Below are 20552 nucleotides of genomic sequence, written 5' to 3' on the forward strand. Positions count from 1 at the left end.
GACGGGATGAGCGCAGCGCCGATTTCCTCGCCTTCTCCCGAAACTCCCTACGTCCCCCTACGCATACAGTCCGCCTATTCCATGCTGGAGGGCGCAATGTATCCAAAGGCGATTGCGGAAATCTGCGCTGCGCACGGCATGCCGGCGGCGGCGCTTACCGACCGCGACGTTCTGTTCGGCGCCATGGATTTTTCGCAGGCACTCGCCGCTGCCGGCGTTCAGCCGATCCTGGGAGCGCTCATTTCCGTCGAACGGCCCGGCACGCGCCAGATCGGTGCGCGCGCGCCAATAGATTCGCTCGTGATCCTTGCGCAGGACGAGGGCGGCTATGCCAATCTGATTTCGCTGGTTTCCACTGCTCATCTGGGCAGCGAGCCAGCCGAGGGGCCGCATGTCACGCTTGATCAGCTAGAGGCGAAATCTGCGGGGCTGATCGCCCTGACCGCTGCCGCCGATGGCGCGCTGGCGCGGCTGCTGGCAGAGGGGCAGGACAAGGCGGCAACCGATTATCTGGCGGAACTGGAGCGCATCTTTCCAGACCGCCTCTATATCGAGATCGCGCGCACTGGCGATGAGATAGAGCGGCGATCGGAACTTGCCCTGATCACCCTCGCACACGAACGGAACCTGCCGCTGGTCGCCACCAATCCGGCCTGTTTCCCGGAGGAGGCGTTCAGCTCCGCCCATGACGCAATGCTTTGCATCGCCAGCGGGGCAAAGATCGCCACCGCCGACCGCCGCCGTTCCAATCCCGGCTGCTGGCTGAAACCGCCGGAGGCGATGCGCCGGGCGTTCGAGGATCTGCCGGAGGCGATTGCCAATACCGCGCTGATAGCGCGCCGCTGCGCCGTGATGGCACCGCAGCGGTCGCCGATCCTGCCCAGCGTGGCCGGAGATCTGCAGGGGGAGGTGGCAGAACTGCGACGGCTGGCGCGGGAGGGGTTGGCAAAACGCCTGGAGCGCAGCCCCGATGCCGACCGGGAAGTCTATGAAAAGCGGCTGGACTATGAACTCGGCATCATCGAATCCATGGGATTTCCCGGTTACTTCCTGATCGTTGCCGATTTCATCCAATGGGCAAAGGCGGAAGGGATCGCCGTCGGTCCGGGCCGCGGCTCGGGTGCAGGCTCGGTCGTCGCCTGGGCGCTGACCATCACCGATCTCGATCCTATCAGGCTCGGCCTGCTCTTCGAACGCTTCCTCAACCCCGAACGCGTGTCGATGCCCGACTTCGACATCGACTTTTGCGAAACCCGGCGCGGCGAGGTCATTCGCTATGTCCAGCGCAAATATGGCGAGGGGCAGGTGGCGCAGATCATCACCTTCGGAAAGCTGAAGGCGCGCGCCGTTCTGAAGGACGTCGGCCGTGTCCTGCAGATGCCCTTTGGTCAGATCGACCGTCTGGCCAAGATGATCGACAATAATCCGGCTAATCCACAGGACCTGAAAACGGCGCTGGAGGAGAATCCGGACCTGCGGCGCGAACGGAAGCAGGATCCAGACGTTCGCCGCCTGATCGACCTTGCGCTGAAGCTGGAGGGCATGCCGCGCCATTCGTCGACGCACGCGGCGGGCGTGGTCATCGGCGATCGTCCGCTGGCGGAGCTGGTGCCGCTATATCGCGATCCGCGCTCCGATATGCCGGTCACGCAGTTTGACATGAAATATGTCGAGCAGGCCGGCCTGGTCAAATTCGACTTTCTGGGCCTGAAGACACTCAGCGTGCTGCAGCGCGCCAAGGAGCTGATAAAGAAGTCCACCGGCGAAGACATAGACCTAGACGCCCTGACCTGGGACGATCCAAAGGTCTACGAGCTGATCACCCGCGGCGACACGGCTGGCGTGTTCCAGCTGGAATCCCCCGGCATGCGTTCCGCGCTGGCGCAGGTAAAGCCCGACAAGTTCGAGGATATCATCGCGCTCGTCTCGCTCTACCGGCCGGGTCCGATGGACAATATCCCATCCTTCGCACGGCGTAAGCACAAGCTGGAGGAACCGGATTATCTGCATCCCCGGCTAGAACAGTATCTGACCGAAACCTACGGCGTCATCATCTATCAGGAACAGGTGATGCAGGTCGCGCAGGAACTGGCCGGCTATTCCCTGGGGGAGGCTGATCTTCTCCGCCGCGCCATGGGCAAGAAAAAGAAGGAGGAAATGGATGCACAGCGCGTCCGCTTCCTGTCCGGCGCAAAGGAACGCAGCGTCGACGCGGACCAGGCGGGCCGGATCTTCGATCTGGTCGCGAAATTTGCTGGCTATGGTTTCAACAAGTCCCACGCCGCCGCCTATGCGCTGGTCAGCTATCATACGGCTTGGGTAAAGGCCTATTATCCGGCGGAATTCTATGCCGCTTCCATGGCCTTCGATCTGGCCCTCACCGACAAGCTGTGCATATTCCTTGAGGATGCGCGCAAGGGCGGCATTGAATGCCGCCCGCCGAACATCAATAAATCGGGTGCCGACTTCACTGTTGAAAAGAACGAGGATGGCACGCGCAGCCTGCGATGGGCGCTCGCCGCGCTGAAGGGTGTCGGACTCAGGGCGATGCAGACCATCGTGGCAGAGCGGGAGGCCAACGGCCCCTTCGCCTCGCTGGGCGATTTTGCGAACCGTGTCGATCCGCAACTCCTTAACAAGCGGCAGATCGAACAGTTGATCGCCGCGGGCGCATTCGACGATCTGGAACCGAACCGCGCCGCCGCACATGCGATGGCCGAATCCATTCTCGCTGCCGCAAACAGCGCTGCGGAGGCGCGCCGCACCAATCAGGGGGCTTTGTTCGGCGGCGATGGCGGTGGCGGCGGCGGCATCGCTCTCATGGCCCCTAAGGGTGTAGAGAAATGGTCGCTGGCCGAAGCAATGGCGCGGGAGCGGGAGGCTTTCGGCTTCTTCTTCGCCGCGCACCCGCTGTCCGCGTGGCAGCATGTCCTCGATGCACAGCGGGCGCGCACCTATTCGCAGCTTCTGGAACGCGGCGGAGCGCCGGGTTCCAGGGAAGTCGTGACCATGGGCGCGATCGTCGATTCCTTTCGCTGGCGCATGCCGCAAAAGGGGGGCGACAAATATGTATTTGCGACGCTGTCCGACCAGGGCGGGCAATATCTCGCCAGTGCCTATGACGATGACGCGAAGGCGGCGCTGCAGGAGGCGGCCAGTTCCGGCGAATGCTTGCTTGTCCGCGCGCAGCTTAGCTGGGGCAGCGACGAGGGGCCGCGTCTGGCCATCCGCAGCGCGGTGCCGCTCTCATCCATTGCCGGCGGCAACACCGCCTGCATGCTTGTGACGCTGGACGATATCGCCGCGGTGGATTCGCTTCCTGCGGCATTGCCGAAGGAGCACGGGCAGGGCAGTGTCCTGATCGACCTGCCTCTGGAGCGCGGAGGCGTTGCCCGTATCCGGCTAGGCGGTGGCATAAAGACCGACACGGAACTTGCCCATCGCATTATGGACATTCCCGGTGTAGAGACGGCCAGCCTGACCGCATGATCGCGGCCGGGCGTTGCCGGGAAACCACGATCCGCTGTTGCGGCGCAGGGCGAATACGGGAACAGCTTGCGCACTTCACGCGTCATTGGTATGTCGCGCGCGCTCTGCTGGCGGGTGTGCCCGGCGGCCAAGGTACGCTTTTGTGCCGATCAGATAAGAATTTGGAGTGACGACCTCATATGCAAATCATCGTTCGCGATAATAATGTCGATCAGGCGCTACGCGCACTGAAGAAGAAGCTGCAGCGCGAAGGCGTTTATCGCGAGATGAAGTTGCGTCGTCATTATGAAAAGCCTTCGGAAAAGCGCGCTCGTGAGCGTGCTGCCGCGATACGCCGCGCCCGGAAGCTGGAGCGCAAGCGCGAGGAACGCGACGGCATCCGCTAGGCGTCCCTGAAGTTCGACATTGAAGGCTGATGCGTAAGATGGCCAAGCGTTCGACGATCGCCGATCCGGCGCCCGAAAATAAGATTCGGCAGCACGGTGCCGGTTTCTGGCTCGGCCTGCTCGCGCTGGCGGCGGTGGCCATGGCGCTGTTTTCCTGTGTCGGCACCTCCTCCATGCTGCGCACGGAAACGGACAGCGGTCTGGAATATCAGGTCCTGCGGGAAGCGCCCGCAGGTGCGCAGAAGCCCACGGCCGACGACCTGATTCTGGTGCATTATGAAGGTCGCCTTGCCGATGGCACGGTGTTCGATTCCAGCTATGCGCGTGGCGAGCCGGCTCCCTTTGCCGTCTCGCAGGTGATCCCCGGCTTCGCCGAGGGGCTGCAGCTGATGGGTGTGGATTCGAAATATCGCTTCTTCATTCCGTCCGAACTTGGCTACGGCGCGACCGGCGCGGGCGACACCATTCCGCCCAATGCCGATCTCATGTTCGAGGTTGAATTGCTCGGCATCGCGCCAGAGGAGGTTCGCCGCGCCAGAGAGATGGGGCTATCCGGCATGGGCGGCGCCCCTGCCGACAGCGGCCCCGAGTCCCTGGATGTCCTGCCTGCCGAATAGTTTTTGCGGCGCGGCCCCGGCCGCGTGACGCCGGTGCAGCGCACTTTCCTGCTGGCCCGCGGCGTGGCAGCCGTTCGCCGGGACCGGCTCCTGTTTCGCAACCTAGACATTGATCTGATGCCGGGCGATGCCATTCGCCTTGAGGGGGCAAACGGTTCGGGCAAGTCCACCCTGTTGCGGATATTGTCCGGCCTTCTTCCGCCCTATGCAGGTACGATTGACCGGTCGGGTAGCATTGGCTGGGTAGGCCACGATAATGGCTTTTCGACAGATCACACGCTGCGGCAGGAATTGACGTTCTGGCTGGGGCAGGTTCCCGGACCGGACCGCCCCGATTTCGGGCTGCGCCCGCTTCTCGACGTCCGTCTCGGTACGTTGTCGCAGGGACAGAAGCGGCGTGCGGCCCTTTGGCGCCTCGTGGGACAGCGGACCGCAATCTGGTTGTTGGACGAACCCGGTGTCGGCCTTGATGCCGGCTCCCTCGCCAGCTTTTCTGCCGCCATTGCTGAATTCCGGCAGGCGGGCGGTATGGTCGTCATGGCAACGCACGGCGAAACTATTCTGAATGATGCGCAAATCCTTCGCCTGGGCGATGCTGCGTGACGATTGTCCGGTTGATCCGTCGCGGCATTCAGCCGGCAGAAGCGCTGATCCCCGCTTTGTTTTTCATCATCGTCATCAGCCTGACCGCCTTTTCCGTAGGACCCGATGCGCGACTCCTTGCACGCATTGGGCCCGGCATGCTGTGGGTCGCCGCCCTGCTGGCCAGTCTGTTGCCGGTCGGCACCTTGATCGAACAGGACGTCAGGAACGGCACCGTTGATCAGCTAAGGATCGGCGGGCTCAGCCTGGAAGCGATCATGGCGGCGCGCATCCTGTCGCACTGGCTGGGTTTCGGGCCCGCTCTTCTTGCGGCGGCGCTTCTCTCGATGGGCCTCATCGGCGCGCCCGTATCACTGCTCCTCATCCTGGCGGTTGGCAGCATTGGGCTGGCAGCTGTGGGCGTCATTGCTGCCGCGCTGATCTCCGGCGCGCGGGGCGGTGCAGCAATCGCGGGTATCCTCGCCCTTCCGCTGACGCTTCCCATTTTGATCTTCGGCTCGGGCAACGCCGTACGGCTGGTGGCCGCCGCCAGCCTTTTCCTGACGGCACTCGCTCCGTTCGCCGCAGCGGCCGCCTTGCGGATTCGCGAACGCTAGCGCGGCTCGGCCGCTGTCAGGGCCGCAGGTTCAACAGCCTCTCGACTTCGTCGACCAGGAACTCGGTCTGCACCGGCTTGTTGCACACCGGCGCGTCCGAGAAGCGCGCCCGAAGCCGCTCCGCCTCCCCATGGCCGGTATGGAACAGAAAGGGTATCCCGCGCGCCACCAGCACTTCGGCGATCGGATAAACCTCCTTGCCCTGCAAATTAATGTCCAGAATGGCTACGTCGACATGCTGGTCGCTATCCGCGACAATCGGCAAACCTTCGCTCAGCCTGGTTACAGGACCGCGGACGATAGCGCCGCGCTCCTCCAGTTCTGCCTCGATATCCATCGCAATAAGTATCTCGTCTTCGACGAGAAGAACCGTTCTACCTGTCAGGATGATGCTTCCCCCGCATCGCATTTACAATAACCCACATGAAAGACGCCCGGCGACCGAAATGGTTGCATGGTTTTAACATGGACCAGCGCCCACGCAGTCGCTAGCGGCTCCTACCATGTTGAGACGGCTTTACCACTGGACGCTTGCAAAGGCGGCGCACCCCCTTGCGGAGCGCTGGCTGGCCCTGATTTCCTTCATGGAATCAAGCTTCTTTCCTATTCCGCCAGATATACTGCTGGCGCCGATGGCGTTGTCGCGGCCCCACCGGGCGATACGCTTTGCCCTCATCGCGACACTCTCCTCGGTGGCAGGGGCCGCGCTCGGATGGATGATAGGTGCCAGTTTTTTCCAGACGGTCGGCGTTTGGCTGCTCGACGTCTATGGCGTGCGTGATCAGTTTGCGACGATCAGTGCGGAATTCAACGAACGCGGCGTGATGATCGTGCTGCTTGCCGGATTCACGCCCATCCCGTTCAAGGTCATCACCATCGCCAGCGGTGCGACCGGGCTGTCGATCTACACAATGCTGGCGGCCAGCCTGGTCGCGCGCGGCGCGCGGTTTTTTCTTCTGGCCGGGCTGCTGAAGTATTTTGGCGAACCGATGAAGGCGCTGCTCGACCGGCATTTCGGTTTGATCACCATGGCCCTCGGCATATTGTTCGTTGGCGGGTTTCTTGCCGTGCGTCTGCTCTTCTAATCGGGAACCGGACGACGGCTTCGGGCTTTCCTTTGGCAGATACATAAAAAAGGAATAGAATATGCTAGGGAAGATTATCGGCGCCACGATCGGACGTAAGGCTGCCAGCGCGGTTGGCACTTCGGTGGGTGGCCCGGTTGGCGCCGCATTGGGTTATGGCCTCGCCTCCCGCCGCTTCCGGGGTGCCGCTATGGGCGGTCTTGCCCTGATGGGCGGCCTTGCACTTTACCGCAAAATGCGCGGAAAATCCCATTCGCAGTCACAGGCTGCATCAGACCGGACGCACAGCGACACGTTCACCGGCGGGCCGCACCCCTGATCCCGCAGTTTCAGTCGCGCTGAAAGCGGCGAACGACGTCCGCCGCCACGCGGGCGGGGCGGTGTGACTCGGCATCGACAGAGCACCAGGTGCTGTCGATCTCGGCAAGCACCTCCTCGCCGCGTTTGATCGCCGTCCGGTAAAAGGCGCGGACCCCCTTAACCTTTTCCAGTGCTACGCTCGCAATCAGATTATCGCTCAGAAATGCCGCTTTTCGATATGTGATGCTGTGTTTCAGGGCGACCCACAAATACCGTGCCTGTGCATCGTCAGGCGCGAATTTTTCCCAGTGCTTAATCACTGCTTCCTGCACCCAGTTCAGGTAGACGGCATTATTGACGTGGCCCATATGGTCGATATGCGAAGGTTGAATGGCGAGGGGGTAGTCGATTTGCGCAAAGTTCATGATGGCTACCCTAAGGCAATTAGCACCGATGCCAATAAGGATTCGTAAGACCCGCCGTGCGGCAGCGGAAGTGCGCGCCGATGCAATAATTGCCGCCCGTGCCTTGCTGATCGCGGAGGGTCCGCAGGCCGTTACGTTGCAGGCGGTGGCCAAGGCTCTGGGCATGACGCATGGCAACATAACGCATCATTTCGGTTCTGCGGGCGGCCTGCACAGCGCGCTGATCGGCGATATGACGAGGGAGCTAACCGGCATCGTCGAGCATCTGGCGGCGGAATTACGCGATCATCGCGCGACCACGCGGGAAATCGTCGATACCGTGTTCGACGCGTTCGGCGGCGGCGGGGCGACGCGTCTTATCGCGTGGGTAATGCTGTCGGGAAAGCCGGCCGACCTTGCACCCTTTCACGCTGCCGTGGGGGAATTGGTCGAAGCTCTGACGGGCGAAGTACCCGGACGCCGAAAGATAGATTCGGCGCGCGTTACGCTGGCAGTGATGTTGCCCGCATTGGGACACGCGCTGGTGTCGGACCATCTGGAGGCAGAACTCGGCATCGACGACGACGCCGTTCGGGCGCAGGTGGCGACGACTCTGGGCGCGCTATTGCGTCTGGAAAGAATGGGCGCCCGCCATCCGCAGGCGGGCCCCGCCAGACTCAGTGAACCTCGCCGACCACATCGACGAGTTGAAGCATGAGAACGGCGCGTTCCACCTGGCGCCACCGTGCAAAGCTGGACGAATCCCCGGCGTTCAAGTGGCGGTCTGCGATGCTCGCCGCCTCCAGGACGGCATCATCGCCGAAACGCTCGACAAGAAGCGCTGCCTCGTCAAAGGAATGGCGGTCGTTTACGGCTTGCAGGTGCATGGCTCTCGTCCCCGGCGAAAGTTCGGATATGCGAAGCCGTTGCAAGCCACGTGCCATAATAGTAAGTATATGAAAAACGGGAAGAACGCTCAGTGAAAATGTCCGAACAGGCGCTTCAGCCGTATCAATTTGGGACAAGCGGAGCAGCGGCCCGCGGTGCGGGGAGATTCGTCCGATGAGCGCGGCCGGAATTCTTCTCGCGCTCTGTGTCATCATTGGCGCGGCCATCGGCATCGCCACTTATCAGCCGTCGGCGGGCTTTCTCATTGGTCTCGGCGTCGGAATCATACTTGCCATTGTGGCGACGATCCGGGAACGCCGCCGCAATGCAAGGCTGCGAAAAGACTGACGATTACGGTAAGCGGGCCTTGCTGAAGCCGTCCCAGCAGGCGTCGTAATCCGGCTGCAGCAGCGGTGTTTCCATCGCCCAAGTCGTCGGGCGAAACGGGTATCGGCTTTCGAACATGAACGCCATCGTGTCGTCGATCTTTTCAGGCACCAGATCTTTCGCGACGGCCTTGCGATAGGATTCCGCGTCCGGGCCATGCCCCGACATCATATTGTGAAGGCTGGCGCCGCCGGGGGCGAAGCCGCCCGATTTCGCGTCATAATCGCCATGGATCAGGCCCATGAACTCCGACATGATATTGCGGTGGAACCAGGGCGGGCGGAACGTGTCCTCCGCCACCATCCAGCGCGGCGGGAAGATGACGAAATCGCAATTCGCCGTCCCTTCGGTATCGGACGGGCTGGTCAGGACGGTAAAGATGCTGGGGTCGGGATGGTCATAGCTGACCGTCCCCATCGTGTTGAACCGGCGCAAATCATAGCGATAGGGCGCCAGATTGCCGTGCCATGCCACCACGTCAAAGGGGCTGTGGTCCAGCGTCACCGTCCATAGACCGCCTAGATATTTCTGCACGATTTCAAAGGAGACGTCGCGATCCTCGAACTCGGCCTCCGGCGATTCGAAATCGCGGGCATTGGAAAGTCCGTTTGATCCGATCGGTCCCAGCTCGGGCAGGCGGAAGGGGGCGCCGTAATTCTCGCAAATATAGCCCTGTGCCTTGCCATCGGGCAGCGATACGGAAAAGCGGGCGCCGCGCGGGATCACGGCGATCTGCAATGGCTCGACATCCAGAACGCCGAATTCCGTGCGAAGGGAGAGACGGCCTGCGCGCGGCACGATCAGCATTTCGCCATCGGCATTTACGAATGCGCGGTCCTTCATGTCCCGGTCCGTGCCATAATGATGCACCGCCAGGCCATGCTGTGCGTCGGGCGTGCCCGATCCGGCATAGCTGGTCAGGCTGTCGACAAAATCGCCGCCGACCGTCTCGATCGGATCCCAGCGCAGCCTGTTGGGACTGACCCGCGCCTCGGTGAACGGTCCCGAGGCCAGCCGGTCAGCGCCGGTATAGGGCGTGTAGGCGCCATGCGACGCACTCGGCCGCATGCGATACAGCCAAGACCGCAGATTTTCATGTCGGGGCGCCGTGAAGGCCGTCCCCGACAATTGCTCTGCATATAGTCCGAACGGCACCTCCTGCGGAGAGTTGCGTCCGACCGGCAGCGCACCTTCAATGGCTTCAGATGCGTGATGATTTCCGAAGCCGGTCAACATTTTAAGCGTTCGCCTTCAGAACGCCGCGCTCCATCTGGTCGCGCTCGATGGATTCAAACAGGGCCTTGAAATTGCCCTCGCCAAAGCCTTCGTCCTTCTTGCGCTGAATGATCTCAAAGAAGACCGGTCCCATCAGATTGCCGGTGAAGATCTGCAGCAGCAGGCGCGGATCGTCATTTTCCGTCGATCCGTCAAGCAGCAGCCCACGCGCTTTCATCTCGTCCACTGGTTCGCCATGCCCCGGCAGGCGGTCGGCCAGCATCTCATAATAGGTTTCCGGCGGCGGCGTCATGAAGGGCAGGCCATTTTCGCGCAGCTGATCGATGGTCGCGTAAATATCCGGGGTTGCCAGCGCGATGTGCTGGATACCCTCGCCATTGAAGTCCATCAGGAACTCCTCGATCTGGCCGCCGCCCTCCTTGGATTCCTCGTTCAGCGGGATCTTGATCTTGCCGTCGGGCGCGGTCAACGCCTTCGACGTCAGGCCGGTATATTCGCCCTTGATGTCGAAAAAGCGGATTTCACGGAAATTGAACAGCTTTTCATAGAAATCGGCCCAGAATTTCATGCGGCCGCGATAGACGTTGTGCGTCAGATGATCGATGATCTCCAGCCCCGCGCCCTCGGGATTTCTGTCGACGCCGTCGAAATAACGGAAGTCGATGTCGTAGATGTTCGCTTCCTCGCCATAACGATCGATGAAGTAGATCAGGCTGTTGCCGATGCCACGGATGGCGGGCAGGCGCAGTTCCATCCAGCCGGTTTCCTGCTCGGCCGGCTCCGCTCCATTGGCGAGCGCGTGCTCATAGGCGGCGGCGGCATCCTTCACGCGGAATCCCATGGCGCAGGCGCCCTCATTATGTTCCTCCGCGAAATAGGATGCGGGGGAGCGCGGCTCCGCGTTCAACAGGAAGTTGATGCCGTTCTGGCGGTACAGGGTCACATCCTTCGACCGGTGCTTGGCGACCGCTGTAAAGCCCATCTGGCGGAACATCTTGTCCAGCTTTTCGGACTCGCCTGCGAATTCCAGGAATTCGAAACCGTCGAGACCGGCGGGGTTGGCGTGTATATCGGACATGGGCGGCTCCTGAAGAATGACGTTTGGAAAACAGGTTTCAAATGTAACCAAAATGCCGCTTCTTGTCAATCCGGTCTCTATGCTAGCCCTCGCTGGATGACCGATGGCCCCGATCTGCTGCACCTCAAGGATTTCCTGCCCTATCGGCTCTCTGTCGTCTCAAACCTTGTCAGCCGCGTCATCGCCTCCAGTTACGAAGGCGACGGCCTGAAAATGGCGGAATGGCGTGTTCTTGCCGTCGTTGCCGAAGAAGACGGCCTGCCACAAAGAGAGGTCGTCGCCCGTACCCGCATGGACAAGGTGACTGTCAGCCGCGCGACACAGGCGCTGCGGGAACGCGACTTTCTGAAAAGTACGCCCAATCCCAATGATGGCCGTTCCCAGCTTCTGACCACCACGACAGCGGGCAGGGCGCTCTACCAGCGTATCATGCCGCAGGTTCAGGCGCTCGATGCGCGCATCGAACGTCATGTGGGCGATGATCAGGTTCGCGAATTAAAGGCACTGCTCGATAATGTAGAGCGGGCCGCCCTCTCTGTCCTGCCGCTATGACGTATCGTCCGCTGTGGATCGTGGCGGGTCTGATCGCCTTCACCGTTCTGCGGCTGATCCCCGCTCCTGCGGGCCTTTCGCCAGAGGCATGGACGGTTGCGGCGCTCGGCGTCCTCATGCTGATCTGGTGGGTGACGGAGGCCGTTCCGATTCCGGTGACCTCCTTGCTGCCGCTGATTATCCTGCCGCTGTTCGGTGTGATGGATTTCGCCGCTGCGGCGCCTGCCTATGCCAGCCCCATCGTCCTGCTGCTACTTGGCGGCTTTATTATCGCGCAGTCGGTCGCCGCCTGGAATCTGCATGCGCGCATCGCTCTTGCCGTGGTTTATAAGGCAGGCAGCAGCCCGGCGGCCATGGTGGGCGGCTTCATGCTGGCGGCCGCCCTATTGTCCATGTGGATATCGAATACCGCCACCGCCATCATGCTGACGCCCATTGCCTTGTCGGTGGCACAGCGCATCGGTGGGAAAGGGTGGAATACGGCGCCAGCGTCGATCGCCCTGCTGCTTGGCGTCGCTTATGGCTGCTCGATTGGCGGCGTCGGCACACCGATCGGAACGCCGACAAATCTAATCGTGCTGGGTTACATCGAAAATGAATTCGGCCGCACGATCGGTTTTACCGACTGGATGAGCTACGGCGTTCCGGTCGTTGCCACCGTCCTGCCGCTCGCCTGGCTGGTTCTCACCCGGATATCGCTGAATGTGGGCAGCAGTGCAGAGGCGCCCGCGCGCGACGTCATTGCAGAGGAGCGGCGCAAATTGGGGCCGATCAGTACGCCGGAACGCCGGGTCGCGCTCACCTTTGCGATTATCGCGCTCGCCTGGATTCTGCGGCAGCCGATGAACGAACTCGAATTGTTCGGCACCAGGCCGCTGGCGGCAGTGACCGATCATTGGATCGCCATTGCCGGCGCGATCCTGTTCTTTCTTGTGCCCAGCGGCACGGGGGAGGGGCGGGCGCTGCTGACCTGGCCAGAGGCGGAACGCATTCCCTGGGGCGTCCTCCTGCTTTTCGGCGGCGGGCTCAGCCTTGCCGCCGCCATCACCGCAACCGGTCTCGGCGACTGGATGGGCGCCCGGCTAGAGGTGGTGAACGCCCTGCCGCTCATCCTGCTGATCGGCGTGATGGTCGCATTCGTCATTTTCTGGACCGAGGTGACCAGCAATGTAGCGACGGCTAGCGCCCTGATGCCTGTCATCGGTGCCGTGGCGTTGGCGGGTGGCGACGACCCTCTCTACCTCGCCTTACCCGTGGCGGCGGCGGCCAGCTGCGCCTTCATGCTGCCCATGGCGACCGGTCCGAACGCGATTGCCTATGCCTCGGGGGCGATCTCCATTTCCCGCATGGCGAAGATTGGGCTCGTGCTGAACCTTCTGGTGATCCTTGCTATTTCAACACTTTCTGCCTGGATATTGCCACATCTTCTCGGCTGACGGTTTCAACCGGCAGTCTGGTTTGGATCAGATCGCCACGACAAACTGCTTCGCGCAGAATTCGCAATCGACGCGAACCTTGTCGTCATCGTCGCGCAGGTCGGCGCGGTGATCCTCCGGCAGTGCGCCCAGCCGGTCCTCTATATGGCTGGCGGAGCAGCGGCACCCGCGCGACAGCGGCGTCGGCGGCAGCAACCGAACTTCGTCCTCATGGAACAGCCGCCACAGCAGCGCTTCCAGCGACAGGTCCGGGTCGGTCAGTTCGGCGGCGGAAACGGTCGCCGTGATCGCGTGCAGATGCGTCCAGTCCTCGCGGTCATCGGCGACATGCAGGCGCTCGCGGTCCTGCTCTCCGCGCGGCAGGTGCTGCACCAATATGCCGCCGGCATGCCAGGCGCCTGTTTCGTCCTGCCGCACTCCGGCGCGCAAGACCGTCGGGATCTGTTCGGAGGATTCGAAATAATGCTGAAAGGCTTCGCACAAATTCGCCCCTTCCAGCGGGACGATGCCCTGAAAGCGTTCTTTCCCCTCGGCGGGATCGATGGTTACGGCCAGATAGCCTTCACCGAATAATTGCGGCAGGTCCGCGCCATCCGACAATTGGGTCAGCGCCTCGGCGTCGAACTGCAGATAACCGCGCAATTCGCCGGCGCGATAGTCGCAGACGATCAGGCCGATGGCGCCGCCATCCGCCTTTGCCTGCACCGTTGTCTGCGCGCCTTCGCCTTTCAGCGCGGATCCGATCAGCGCCGTCAGAATCAGTGCCTCGCCCAGCGCTTTCGCGGCAACAGACGGATAATCATGCGCGGACAGGATAACGCCCAGCGTATCGCCCAGCCGCATGGCGCGGCCGCGCCCGGAATGGGCGGGAATGGTAAATCCCAGAACGCGATTGTCTTCGGGTGAGGGGGCGTGCACGGCGGCGGTGATCGTCATGCCCTGCTATTTAGGAAGGGTTGCGCCGCAATACAGCCTTAGAGTTTTCCGCCCGAAAGTTTCCCGCCCTAAAGTTTCCCCAGGCACCACAGCAGCACGGCCTTCTGCGCGTGCACGCGGTTTTCCGCCTCCTCGAACACGCGGGATTGCGGCCCATCGATCACTTCGGCGGATACCTCCTCACCGCGATGGGCGGGCAGGCAGTGCAGGAATATGGCGTCGGGCTTGGCGCGGGCCATCATTTCCGGCGTCACCTGAAACGCGCTGAAGGCGACCAGTCGCTTCGCCGAATCCGTGTCGCCCATGGATACCCAGGTGTCGGTCACGACGACATCGGCACCCTCCACCGCCTCTTCGGGGTGCCGGATCACTTCGATCTTGCCGCCACGCGCTTCGGCTGCCGCGACATAGCGGGGTTCGGGGTCATAGGCCGGCGGCGTCGACAGGCGCAGCGTGAAGCCCAGCAGGCCCGCCGCCTCGATCAGGGAATGGCTGACATTATTGCCGTCGCCCAGCCACGCCCACACGGTCCCGTCGACCGGGCCGCCACGCTCCTCCTCCACTGTCATCAAATCGGCCAGGATCTGGCACGGATGCGTATTGTCGGTCAGCGCGTTGATAACGGGAACATCGGCCAATGCCGCGATCGTTTCCACTTTCTCGTGCAGGTCGGTGCGCAGGGAAATCACATCGACGAACCGGCTCAGAACGCGCGCCGTATCCTCGATGGTTTCGCCACGGCCCAGCTGCATGTCGGCAGACGAAAGCGTCTGTACGGAACCGCCCAGCTGACGCATGGCCATTTCCATCGAAATACGGGTGCGCGTAGAACTTTTTTCAAAGATCGAGGCCAGTTGATAACCTTCCAATGGCCGGTCTGCGTCGACTGCGCCCTTCGGCATGCCCTTGCGCGCGGCCTTGCGGCGCAGCGCCTCGTCCAGAATGGCGCGAACGGCGTCCGGGCCCAGGGGATCTAGATCGATGAAATCTGGCATGGGGTTGCCTGCCTCCTGTTTGTCCCAGCCGGCGAAGTCGTGCCGGCGGGAATATCCGTCCTAGGAAATTTCGCCATTCGCCTTGGCGGTGCGATAGGCATTCGCGGCCTCGGTCAGCTTGCTCGTAAATTCGGCAATATGGCTCTCTTCGATGTTCAGCGGCGGCAGCACGCGAACGACATTGTCACCCGCCGCCACGGTCAACAGACCAAATTGCCGCGCAAAATTTACGAAGGGGCGCGTGGCTTCGGTCATTTGCAGGCCCAGCATCAGTCCCGCGCCCCTTACCCCGACGAACAGATCGTCATGATTGGGGATCCACTGCGTCAGGGCGGCGGTCAGCCGCTCGCCCGTATCGCGCACCTGCTGCAGGAATTCCGGCTGCGCTACGATATCCAGAACCGCCATCCCTGCCGCCATTGCCAGCGGATTGCCGCCATAGGTCGATCCATGCGTGCCTACGGTCATCCCGCTGGCGGCTTTTTCCGTCGCCAGGCACGCCCCCAGCGGAAAACCGCCACCGATCCCTTTGGCGATGGCCATGATGTCGGGTTTGATGCCATATTGTTCATGGGCGAACAGCGTGCCCGTCCGCGCGACGCCGCACTGTACCTCGTCCAGGATCAGCATCAGGTCGTGCTCATCGCACAATGCCCGCAGGCCGCGCAGGAATTCCGGCGTCGCGGGCAGGATGCCGCCTTCGCCCTGAATGGGCTCCACCATGATCCCTGCCGTCGCATCGGTAATCAGCGCCTTGGCCGCGTCCAGATCGTTGAACGGCGCGTAATCGCACCAGTCGGGCAGTGGCTCGAACGGGGTGCGCAGCTTTTCCGAAGCGGTGGCGGAAATCGCCGCGATGGAACGGCCATGAAACGCATTGTGAAAGGTGATGATGCGGTTGCGCTCAGGATGGCCGTTCACATGCTGATAGGCCAGTGCGGTTTTCGCTGCGCATTCGAATGCCTCGACCCCGGAATTGGTAAAAAACACCGTGTCGGCAAAGGTCAGGTCGACCAGCCTTTCCGCCAGCTCCCACTGCGCCGGAACGGAATAAAGATTGCTGACATGCATCAGGGTCGCCGCCTGATCCTGGATTGCCTTTGTCAGGTGGGGATGGCTGTGTCCCAATATGTTGACCGCGATGCCGCTGGCGAAATCCAGATATTTCTTGCCGTCCTTGCCAAACAGATAGGCGCCCTCGCCGCGAACCGGCTCCACCTCACAACGTGCATAGGTCGGCATCAGGGCGGGCATGGTCATGACGGTCTTCCTTGAAAGGCAGCTTTACGAAGGCAAAAAGGCGGCACGAGCGGCCACCTTTCCCGGTGCCGAATTAAGGGGTGGGCCATGGTCAAGTCAAACCGCGTCATATCGGATGGGAGCCGAAACATATGTTGCGCGTTCACTACGGCATGAAACAGATTGCCGCACTCCTCCTCTCCGCCGCACTTGCCGCCTGTGCGTCGCCGTCGCCAGAGCGCGGGGTAGAGGCTGCCACTGTCGTTCCAAAGGCTGGCACCTGGCAGGCGGTCATCCTTCCAGAAGACAGGCAGAGGCTGGAAAATCTCGACTCCACCTGGCAACGCGCGCTGGAGGTAACGGCCTACGCCAATGCCGATCTGGTCGCTCAGGAGGGCGCGCTCCTGCAGCCTGGCGACGCTACGCGCGCTGTTCCTGAAATCGGCACTTATCGCTGCCGCACGATCAAGCTCGGCATGGAGCAGCTTGGCGGCATCGCCTATGACTGGTTCCGCTGCCGCGTGTTTGACGATGAGGGGCAGGTCTGGGTGGTGAAGGAAACCGGGTCACAGCGCCAGACGGGCCGCATCTTCGCCGACGGCGTTTTTCTTGGCGGCACCCTTCTGGGTGAGGAGCAGGGCGGTATCGCCTATGGCGCGATTACGGATCGCAATGTCGTCGCAGTGGTCGAAAGGCTAGGGCAGGGGCACTACCGTCTCGTACAACCGCAACCCTATTATGAATCGGCGCTCGACATATTGGAGCTGAAGGCAGGCTAGGTCTTGATCCGCCAGCCGCTTTCCAGCGCCCAGTAACAAATGCCCAGCATCAGGATGTTGATCGCGGCCAGGACAATGACCCCTTGCATGATCGGTCCGTCGGCAACGCCGAGGAAGCCATAGCGAAACCCGTCAATGACATAGAAGAACGGATTGCCCAGGCTGATATCGTGCGCCAGCGGCGGCAACCTGTCGATCAGGTAGAATGTACCGGACAGCAGCGACAGCGGCTGTACGATGAAATTGGACACCGCCGCCGCATGGTCGAACTTATCCGCCCACAGACCGACCAGAACACCCAGAAGCGCCAGCATCATCATCCCGCTTATCGCGAAATAGGCGACCGCCCAGGGTTCGCGGATGAAGGGCGTCACCCCCGGCCAGGCCCACATGGCGCCATAGACGGCGAGGCCCACGAGAAACCCGCGTGTCAGCGCACCGGCGATAAAGCTCGCCAGCAATTCCCCGGTCGACAGGGGCGGCATCAATATGTCGACGATGGTCCCCTGGATTTTTCCGATCAGCAGGCTGGACTGGCTGTTCTGGAACGCGTTCTGGATCATCCCCATGACGATCAGGCCGGGTGCCAGGAAGTCGTTGAAATGAAAGCCCAGAACCTCGCGATCGCCCCGGCCCAGCGCCACTGTGAAGATGGCCAGGAACAATAATGTTGTGATCGCCGGTGCCCAGATCGTCTGGAGCTGCACCTTGAAGAAACGCTTCACCTCCTTCATGTAGAGGGTCTGCAATCCCCGCCAGTTGATGAACGGGATCAGTGGCTCTCCCGGTTCCGGGTGCTTCGTGGTCGTGATGGTGTTGGCCGGTTGGTCCATGCCCGCCCGACTAGTGAGGCGATCCGGCGCCCGCAAGCCGCGTGTAAAGATGAAATTGACCGAAGGCTATTCATGTCCTGGACCGAAGACCGTATCGCCATTCTCTCCAAGCTTTGGGAAGAGGGGCACCCCGCATCGAAGATCGCCGAGGAACTGGGCGGTGTCAGCCGCAATGCCGTTATCGGCAAGGCGCACAGGCTGGGTCTTGAAAAGCGTCCGTCGCCGGTAAAGACCGACTCGAAACCCGCCCCGGACAAGGCGAAGGCAGAGGCGAAACCGGTCAAGGCCGAGCCGCCAAAGCCGCCCCGCCCCGAACCGCAGGCAGCACCCGCACCCGCGCCTGTAGATGTGGCGGCCTCTGTCGCGGCGCCCGATTTGCAATCCGCTGATTTCGAAGAGGCGGAAGATGGCGAAGACGATATCCCTATCGTGCCAAAGGTGCCGCTCAGCGCCCGTTCCGACGTGGACCAGTCGACCACGGCAGCGCCGCGCATTCAGATCCACGATCCACGACCCGCGCCCCGTCCTGCGCCAAAGAAGCCGCTGCGTCCCGCCCGAATTTCGGAGGCGGTCAAGGACAAGACGTCACTCCTCGATTTGAACGAGCGCACCTGCAAATGGCCGATCGGCCATCCGGGCGAAGCGGAATTCCACTTTTGCGGTGATAAGTCCGAGCCCGGCTTCCCCTATTGCAACGCACACTGCGCCATCGCCTATCAGGCGCCGCAGGCGCGCAAGGATCGGCCGGGCCGTACCCCGATGCCCAATCTTCCCCGGCCTCGCTAAGCGACAAGGTTACGGTTGGGGAGCGGCCGATCCGCTCCCCACCGCACACTGCCATCAGATGAGGCGCTGCTTCACATAGCTGCCCGGCGCATCCTCGATGGCCTTCAATTTGCGCTTACCCGGTTTGCGGGCCTCGACGTTCTTGCCTGACTGCGGCGTCAGCCAGGCAATCCAGTCCGGCCACCAGGAGCCCTTGTTCTCTTTCGCCAGTCTTTCAAACTCGTCGACTGTGTCCGGCAATTCGCCGTCCAGCGTCCAGTGTTGATATTTGCCGAGAGCGGGCGGATTCACCACCCCCGCAATATGGCCGCTACCGGCCAGCGTGAACCGCACCGGCCCGGAAAAATGCTTCGTCAGCTTCCACACCGACCGCGCCGGGGCAATGTGATCCTCCTTGCCGGCCTGAATATAGGCAGGCGTTTCAACCTTCGACAGATCGATCGGGGTTCCCAGGATCGAGATACCGCCAGGCGTTGCCAGCTTATTATCGCGATAAAGGTCCTTCAGGTAATTTTGATGCCATTTCGCCGGCACATTGGTCGCGTCGGAATTCCAGAATAGCAGGTCGAAGGGGAAATAATCCTTTCCAAGCAGATAGTTATTTACGACATAGTTCCAGATCAGGTCGTTGGACCGCAGCATGTTGAACGTCGCGGCCATTGCCCGCCCGTCCAGATAGCCGCGCTCTCTCGACTGCTCGTCGGCCAGTGCCAGTTCGCCCTCGCGGATGAATACGCTCAGCTCGCCTGCGTCCTCGAAATCGACCTGCGCGGTGAAGAAGGTGGCTGTCCGTACCTTGTCCGCTTCGCCGCGCGCCGCAAGCAGCGCCAGTACCGCCGATAAAGTTGTCCCCGCCACGCAATATCCGATCAGGTGCGCAGCCTCTGCTTTCGTATCCGCCAGCACCTGATCAAGGGCAGTCAGGAATCCTTCCTCGACATAGCTGTCCTGCGTCACGTCCGCGGTTGTCTCATCCGCATTTTTCCAGCTGACGACATAGACGGTCAGGCTTTGTTCAACGGCCCAGCGGATGAAACTTTTTTCCGGCGTCAGGTCCAGAATATAAAATTTGTTGATCCACGGCGGAAAGATCAGCAGCGGTATTTCATACACTTGCGGTGTTGTCGGCGCATATTGGATCAGCTGGAACAGCCTGTTCTGAAAGACGACCTTGCCGGGCGTCACGGCGACGTTACCGCCCACTTCAAAGGCGCTTTCGTCGGTCATGCGCATCCGACCCTGTTCCAGGTCGTGCAGCAGGTGTTCCGTCCCCTTCAGCAGGTTCTCGCCGCCGGTCTCCATGGTCTTTTGCAGAACCTCGGGGTTCGTCAGCAGATAGTTTGATGGCGACATAGCATCGACGAATTGCTTGGTATAAAACTGGATTTTCTCGCGGTCCTTGTCCTCGATACCGTCAAGCTCCTCGACCGTGTCCATGATGTACCGGCTGGTCAGCAAATAGGCCTGCTTGATGAAGGAAAAGGCCGGAGCGTTTTCCCATGCGTCGCCGGAAAATCGCCGATCCTGCTTACCGGTCGCGGCGGTTGGCGTCGCCTCTCCCCCCAGCATACCTTGCCACAGCTGCACCGCCTCCTGCACATAGTCCATCTGCATCTGGGCCAGCTTTACGGGGTCCGACAGCGCGGCCTGGGTGATGCCTGTCCACATGTCCATCATGCCGAACGGGTCCGCCGTCAGGTTCATGCCACCTGATGTACCGCCCGCGCTCTCCTGCCGGGTAATAAATTCCAACATCATCTGTTGCGCCTTGCCGCTCAGATATGTCATCCGCTCAAAGGTTTCGGCGGGGTCGGCCAGTTTATTATCGTCCGCCATTGCGTACCTCCCTAGGTTTTTGGCTCGCCAAGCCGATTCTCTCACGCTTATAGCGACCGCGTCTCCGACAATGCGTCGGGACCTGCTTTGT

The 20552-nt window shown here is 61.7% G+C and carries 23 protein-coding genes; 13 read left to right on the forward strand and 10 right to left on the reverse strand.

Features of this window, described 5'->3' with window-relative positions; genetic code table 11:
* Positions 1 to 6: 6 nt before the first annotated feature.
* The 5 genes from dnaE to ACSMXM_RS02835 all read left to right on the forward strand — a co-directional run bounded on the left by dnaE (position 7) and on the right by ACSMXM_RS02835 (position 5691).
* Entirely contained in the window at positions 7 to 3489 is a 3483-nt protein-coding gene (gene dnaE / locus ACSMXM_RS02815) for a DNA polymerase III subunit alpha (RefSeq protein ID WP_460313765.1), read from the forward strand.
* A 179-nt stretch (positions 3490 to 3668) separates the two neighbouring features.
* Positions 3669 to 3875, forward strand: coding sequence for a 30S ribosomal protein S21 (rpsU, locus tag ACSMXM_RS02820; protein ID WP_460313767.1), 207 nt, complete (start codon positions 3669 to 3671; stop codon positions 3873 to 3875).
* A gap of 29 nt (positions 3876 to 3904) precedes the next feature.
* A complete protein-coding gene (locus ACSMXM_RS02825) occupies positions 3905 to 4492 on the forward strand; it encodes an FKBP-type peptidyl-prolyl cis-trans isomerase (RefSeq protein ID WP_460313769.1) in 588 nt (195 codons plus the stop codon).
* Positions 4493 to 4495: 3 nt separating this feature from the next.
* Positions 4496 to 5095: an ABC transporter ATP-binding protein gene (locus ACSMXM_RS02830; RefSeq protein ID WP_460313771.1), complete on the forward strand. Its 600-nt coding sequence runs from the start codon at positions 4496 to 4498 to the stop codon at positions 5093 to 5095.
* Positions 5092 to 5691 (forward strand): heme exporter protein CcmB, encoded by a 600-nt coding sequence (locus ACSMXM_RS02835; RefSeq protein ID WP_460313773.1) that lies wholly within the window; start codon positions 5092 to 5094, stop codon positions 5689 to 5691. The genes ACSMXM_RS02830 and ACSMXM_RS02835 overlap by 4 nt, the downstream gene beginning before the upstream one ends.
* Before the next feature lie 16 nt (positions 5692 to 5707).
* Here ACSMXM_RS02835 and ACSMXM_RS02840 read toward each other — a convergent pair whose 3' ends face one another.
* On the reverse strand, positions 5708 to 6100 hold the full coding sequence (locus ACSMXM_RS02840) for a response regulator (protein ID WP_460313775.1): 393 nt from the start codon (positions 6098 to 6100) through the stop codon (positions 5708 to 5710).
* A gap of 94 nt (positions 6101 to 6194) precedes the next feature.
* Here ACSMXM_RS02840 and ACSMXM_RS02845 point away from each other — a divergent pair, with 94 nt between their 5' ends.
* Positions 6195 to 6776 carry a YqaA family protein gene (locus ACSMXM_RS02845; RefSeq protein WP_460313777.1) on the forward strand — a complete coding sequence of 194 codons (582 nt, stop codon included), beginning with the start codon at positions 6195 to 6197 and terminating at the stop codon, positions 6774 to 6776.
* Positions 6777 to 6837: 61 nt separating this feature from the next.
* Positions 6838 to 7095, forward strand: coding sequence for a hypothetical protein (locus ACSMXM_RS02850; protein WP_460313779.1), 258 nt, complete (start codon positions 6838 to 6840; stop codon positions 7093 to 7095).
* A 10-nt stretch (positions 7096 to 7105) separates the two neighbouring features.
* Here the strand turns inward: ACSMXM_RS02850 and ACSMXM_RS02855 are convergent, their stop codons facing one another.
* On the reverse strand, positions 7106 to 7501 hold the full coding sequence (locus ACSMXM_RS02855) for an acyl-CoA thioesterase (protein WP_460313781.1): 396 nt from the start codon (positions 7499 to 7501) through the stop codon (positions 7106 to 7108).
* 28 nt (positions 7502 to 7529) lie between these two features.
* On the opposite strand from ACSMXM_RS02855, the gene ACSMXM_RS02860 reads away from it, so the two are divergent.
* Positions 7530 to 8198, forward strand: coding sequence for a TetR family transcriptional regulator (locus ACSMXM_RS02860; protein WP_460313782.1), 669 nt, complete (start codon positions 7530 to 7532; stop codon positions 8196 to 8198).
* Here the strand turns inward: ACSMXM_RS02860 and ACSMXM_RS02865 are convergent.
* Positions 8158 to 8367 carry a hypothetical protein gene (locus tag ACSMXM_RS02865; protein WP_460313784.1) on the reverse strand — a complete coding sequence of 70 codons (210 nt, stop codon included), beginning with the start codon at positions 8365 to 8367 and terminating at the stop codon, positions 8158 to 8160. The two genes, ACSMXM_RS02860 and ACSMXM_RS02865, sit on opposite strands and share 41 nt — an antisense overlap.
* Positions 8368 to 8542: 175 nt before the next feature.
* Here ACSMXM_RS02865 and ACSMXM_RS02870 point away from each other — a divergent pair, with 175 nt between their 5' ends.
* Entirely contained in the window at positions 8543 to 8716 is a 174-nt protein-coding gene (locus ACSMXM_RS02870; protein ID WP_460313786.1) for a hypothetical protein, read from the forward strand.
* Between the two features lie 3 nt (positions 8717 to 8719).
* On the opposite strand, the gene hmgA is transcribed toward ACSMXM_RS02870, so the two are convergent.
* Entirely contained in the window at positions 8720 to 9991 is a 1272-nt protein-coding gene (gene hmgA, locus ACSMXM_RS02875) for a homogentisate 1,2-dioxygenase (protein WP_460313788.1), read from the reverse strand.
* A 1-nt stretch (position 9992) separates the two neighbouring features.
* Positions 9993 to 11069 carry a 4-hydroxyphenylpyruvate dioxygenase gene (gene hppD, locus ACSMXM_RS02880; protein ID WP_460313790.1) on the reverse strand — a complete coding sequence of 359 codons (1077 nt, stop codon included), beginning with the start codon at positions 11067 to 11069 and terminating at the stop codon, positions 9993 to 9995.
* Between the two features lie 96 nt (positions 11070 to 11165).
* On the opposite strand from hppD, the gene ACSMXM_RS02885 reads away from it, so the two are divergent.
* Together ACSMXM_RS02885 and ACSMXM_RS02890 are read left to right on the forward strand one after the other, a co-directional pair.
* The gene (locus ACSMXM_RS02885) at positions 11166 to 11621 is read left to right on the forward strand and encodes a MarR family winged helix-turn-helix transcriptional regulator (RefSeq protein ID WP_460313791.1); all 456 of its coding nucleotides are present in this window, start codon (positions 11166 to 11168) and stop codon (positions 11619 to 11621) included.
* The gene (locus tag ACSMXM_RS02890; protein WP_460313792.1) at positions 11618 to 13057 is read left to right on the forward strand and encodes an SLC13 family permease; all 1440 of its coding nucleotides are present in this window, start codon (positions 11618 to 11620) and stop codon (positions 13055 to 13057) included. Before ACSMXM_RS02885 ends, ACSMXM_RS02890 begins: the two co-directional genes overlap by 4 nt.
* A 27-nt stretch (positions 13058 to 13084) precedes the next feature.
* Here ACSMXM_RS02890 and hslO read toward each other — a convergent pair whose 3' ends face one another.
* The 3 genes from hslO to ACSMXM_RS02905 form a co-directional block, all read right to left on the reverse strand.
* Positions 13085 to 13993 carry an Hsp33 family molecular chaperone HslO gene (hslO, locus tag ACSMXM_RS02895; RefSeq protein ID WP_460313793.1) on the reverse strand — a complete coding sequence of 303 codons (909 nt, stop codon included), beginning with the start codon at positions 13991 to 13993 and terminating at the stop codon, positions 13085 to 13087.
* A gap of 68 nt (positions 13994 to 14061) precedes the next feature.
* Positions 14062 to 14988 (reverse strand): ornithine carbamoyltransferase, encoded by a 927-nt coding sequence (gene argF, locus ACSMXM_RS02900; RefSeq protein ID WP_460313794.1) that lies wholly within the window; start codon positions 14986 to 14988, stop codon positions 14062 to 14064.
* 60 nt (positions 14989 to 15048) lie between these two features.
* Positions 15049 to 16248: an acetylornithine transaminase gene (locus ACSMXM_RS02905; RefSeq protein WP_460313795.1), complete on the reverse strand. Its 1200-nt coding sequence runs from the start codon at positions 16246 to 16248 to the stop codon at positions 15049 to 15051.
* A 131-nt stretch (positions 16249 to 16379) separates the two neighbouring features.
* Between ACSMXM_RS02905 and ACSMXM_RS02910 the strand changes: the two genes are divergently transcribed.
* A complete protein-coding gene (locus ACSMXM_RS02910; RefSeq protein WP_460313796.1) occupies positions 16380 to 17006 on the forward strand; it encodes a DUF4893 domain-containing protein in 627 nt (208 codons plus the stop codon).
* Here ACSMXM_RS02910 and ACSMXM_RS02915 read toward each other — a convergent pair.
* Positions 17003 to 17839 carry an ABC transporter permease gene (locus ACSMXM_RS02915; RefSeq protein ID WP_460313797.1) on the reverse strand — a complete coding sequence of 279 codons (837 nt, stop codon included), beginning with the start codon at positions 17837 to 17839 and terminating at the stop codon, positions 17003 to 17005. The two genes, ACSMXM_RS02910 and ACSMXM_RS02915, sit on opposite strands and share 4 nt — an antisense overlap.
* A gap of 72 nt (positions 17840 to 17911) precedes the next feature.
* Here ACSMXM_RS02915 and ACSMXM_RS02920 point away from each other — a divergent pair, with 72 nt between their 5' ends.
* Positions 17912 to 18625, forward strand: coding sequence for a GcrA family cell cycle regulator (locus ACSMXM_RS02920; RefSeq protein WP_460313798.1), 714 nt, complete (start codon positions 17912 to 17914; stop codon positions 18623 to 18625).
* Positions 18626 to 18679: 54 nt separating this feature from the next.
* Here ACSMXM_RS02920 and ACSMXM_RS02925 read toward each other — a convergent pair whose 3' ends face one another.
* Positions 18680 to 20461, reverse strand: a complete 1782-nt coding sequence (locus ACSMXM_RS02925; RefSeq protein ID WP_460313800.1) for a PHA/PHB synthase family protein — start codon at positions 20459 to 20461, stop codon at positions 18680 to 18682.
* Positions 20462 to 20552: the final 91 nt, after the last annotated feature.

Source organism: Pacificimonas sp. ICDLI1SI03 (assembly GCF_054740865.1).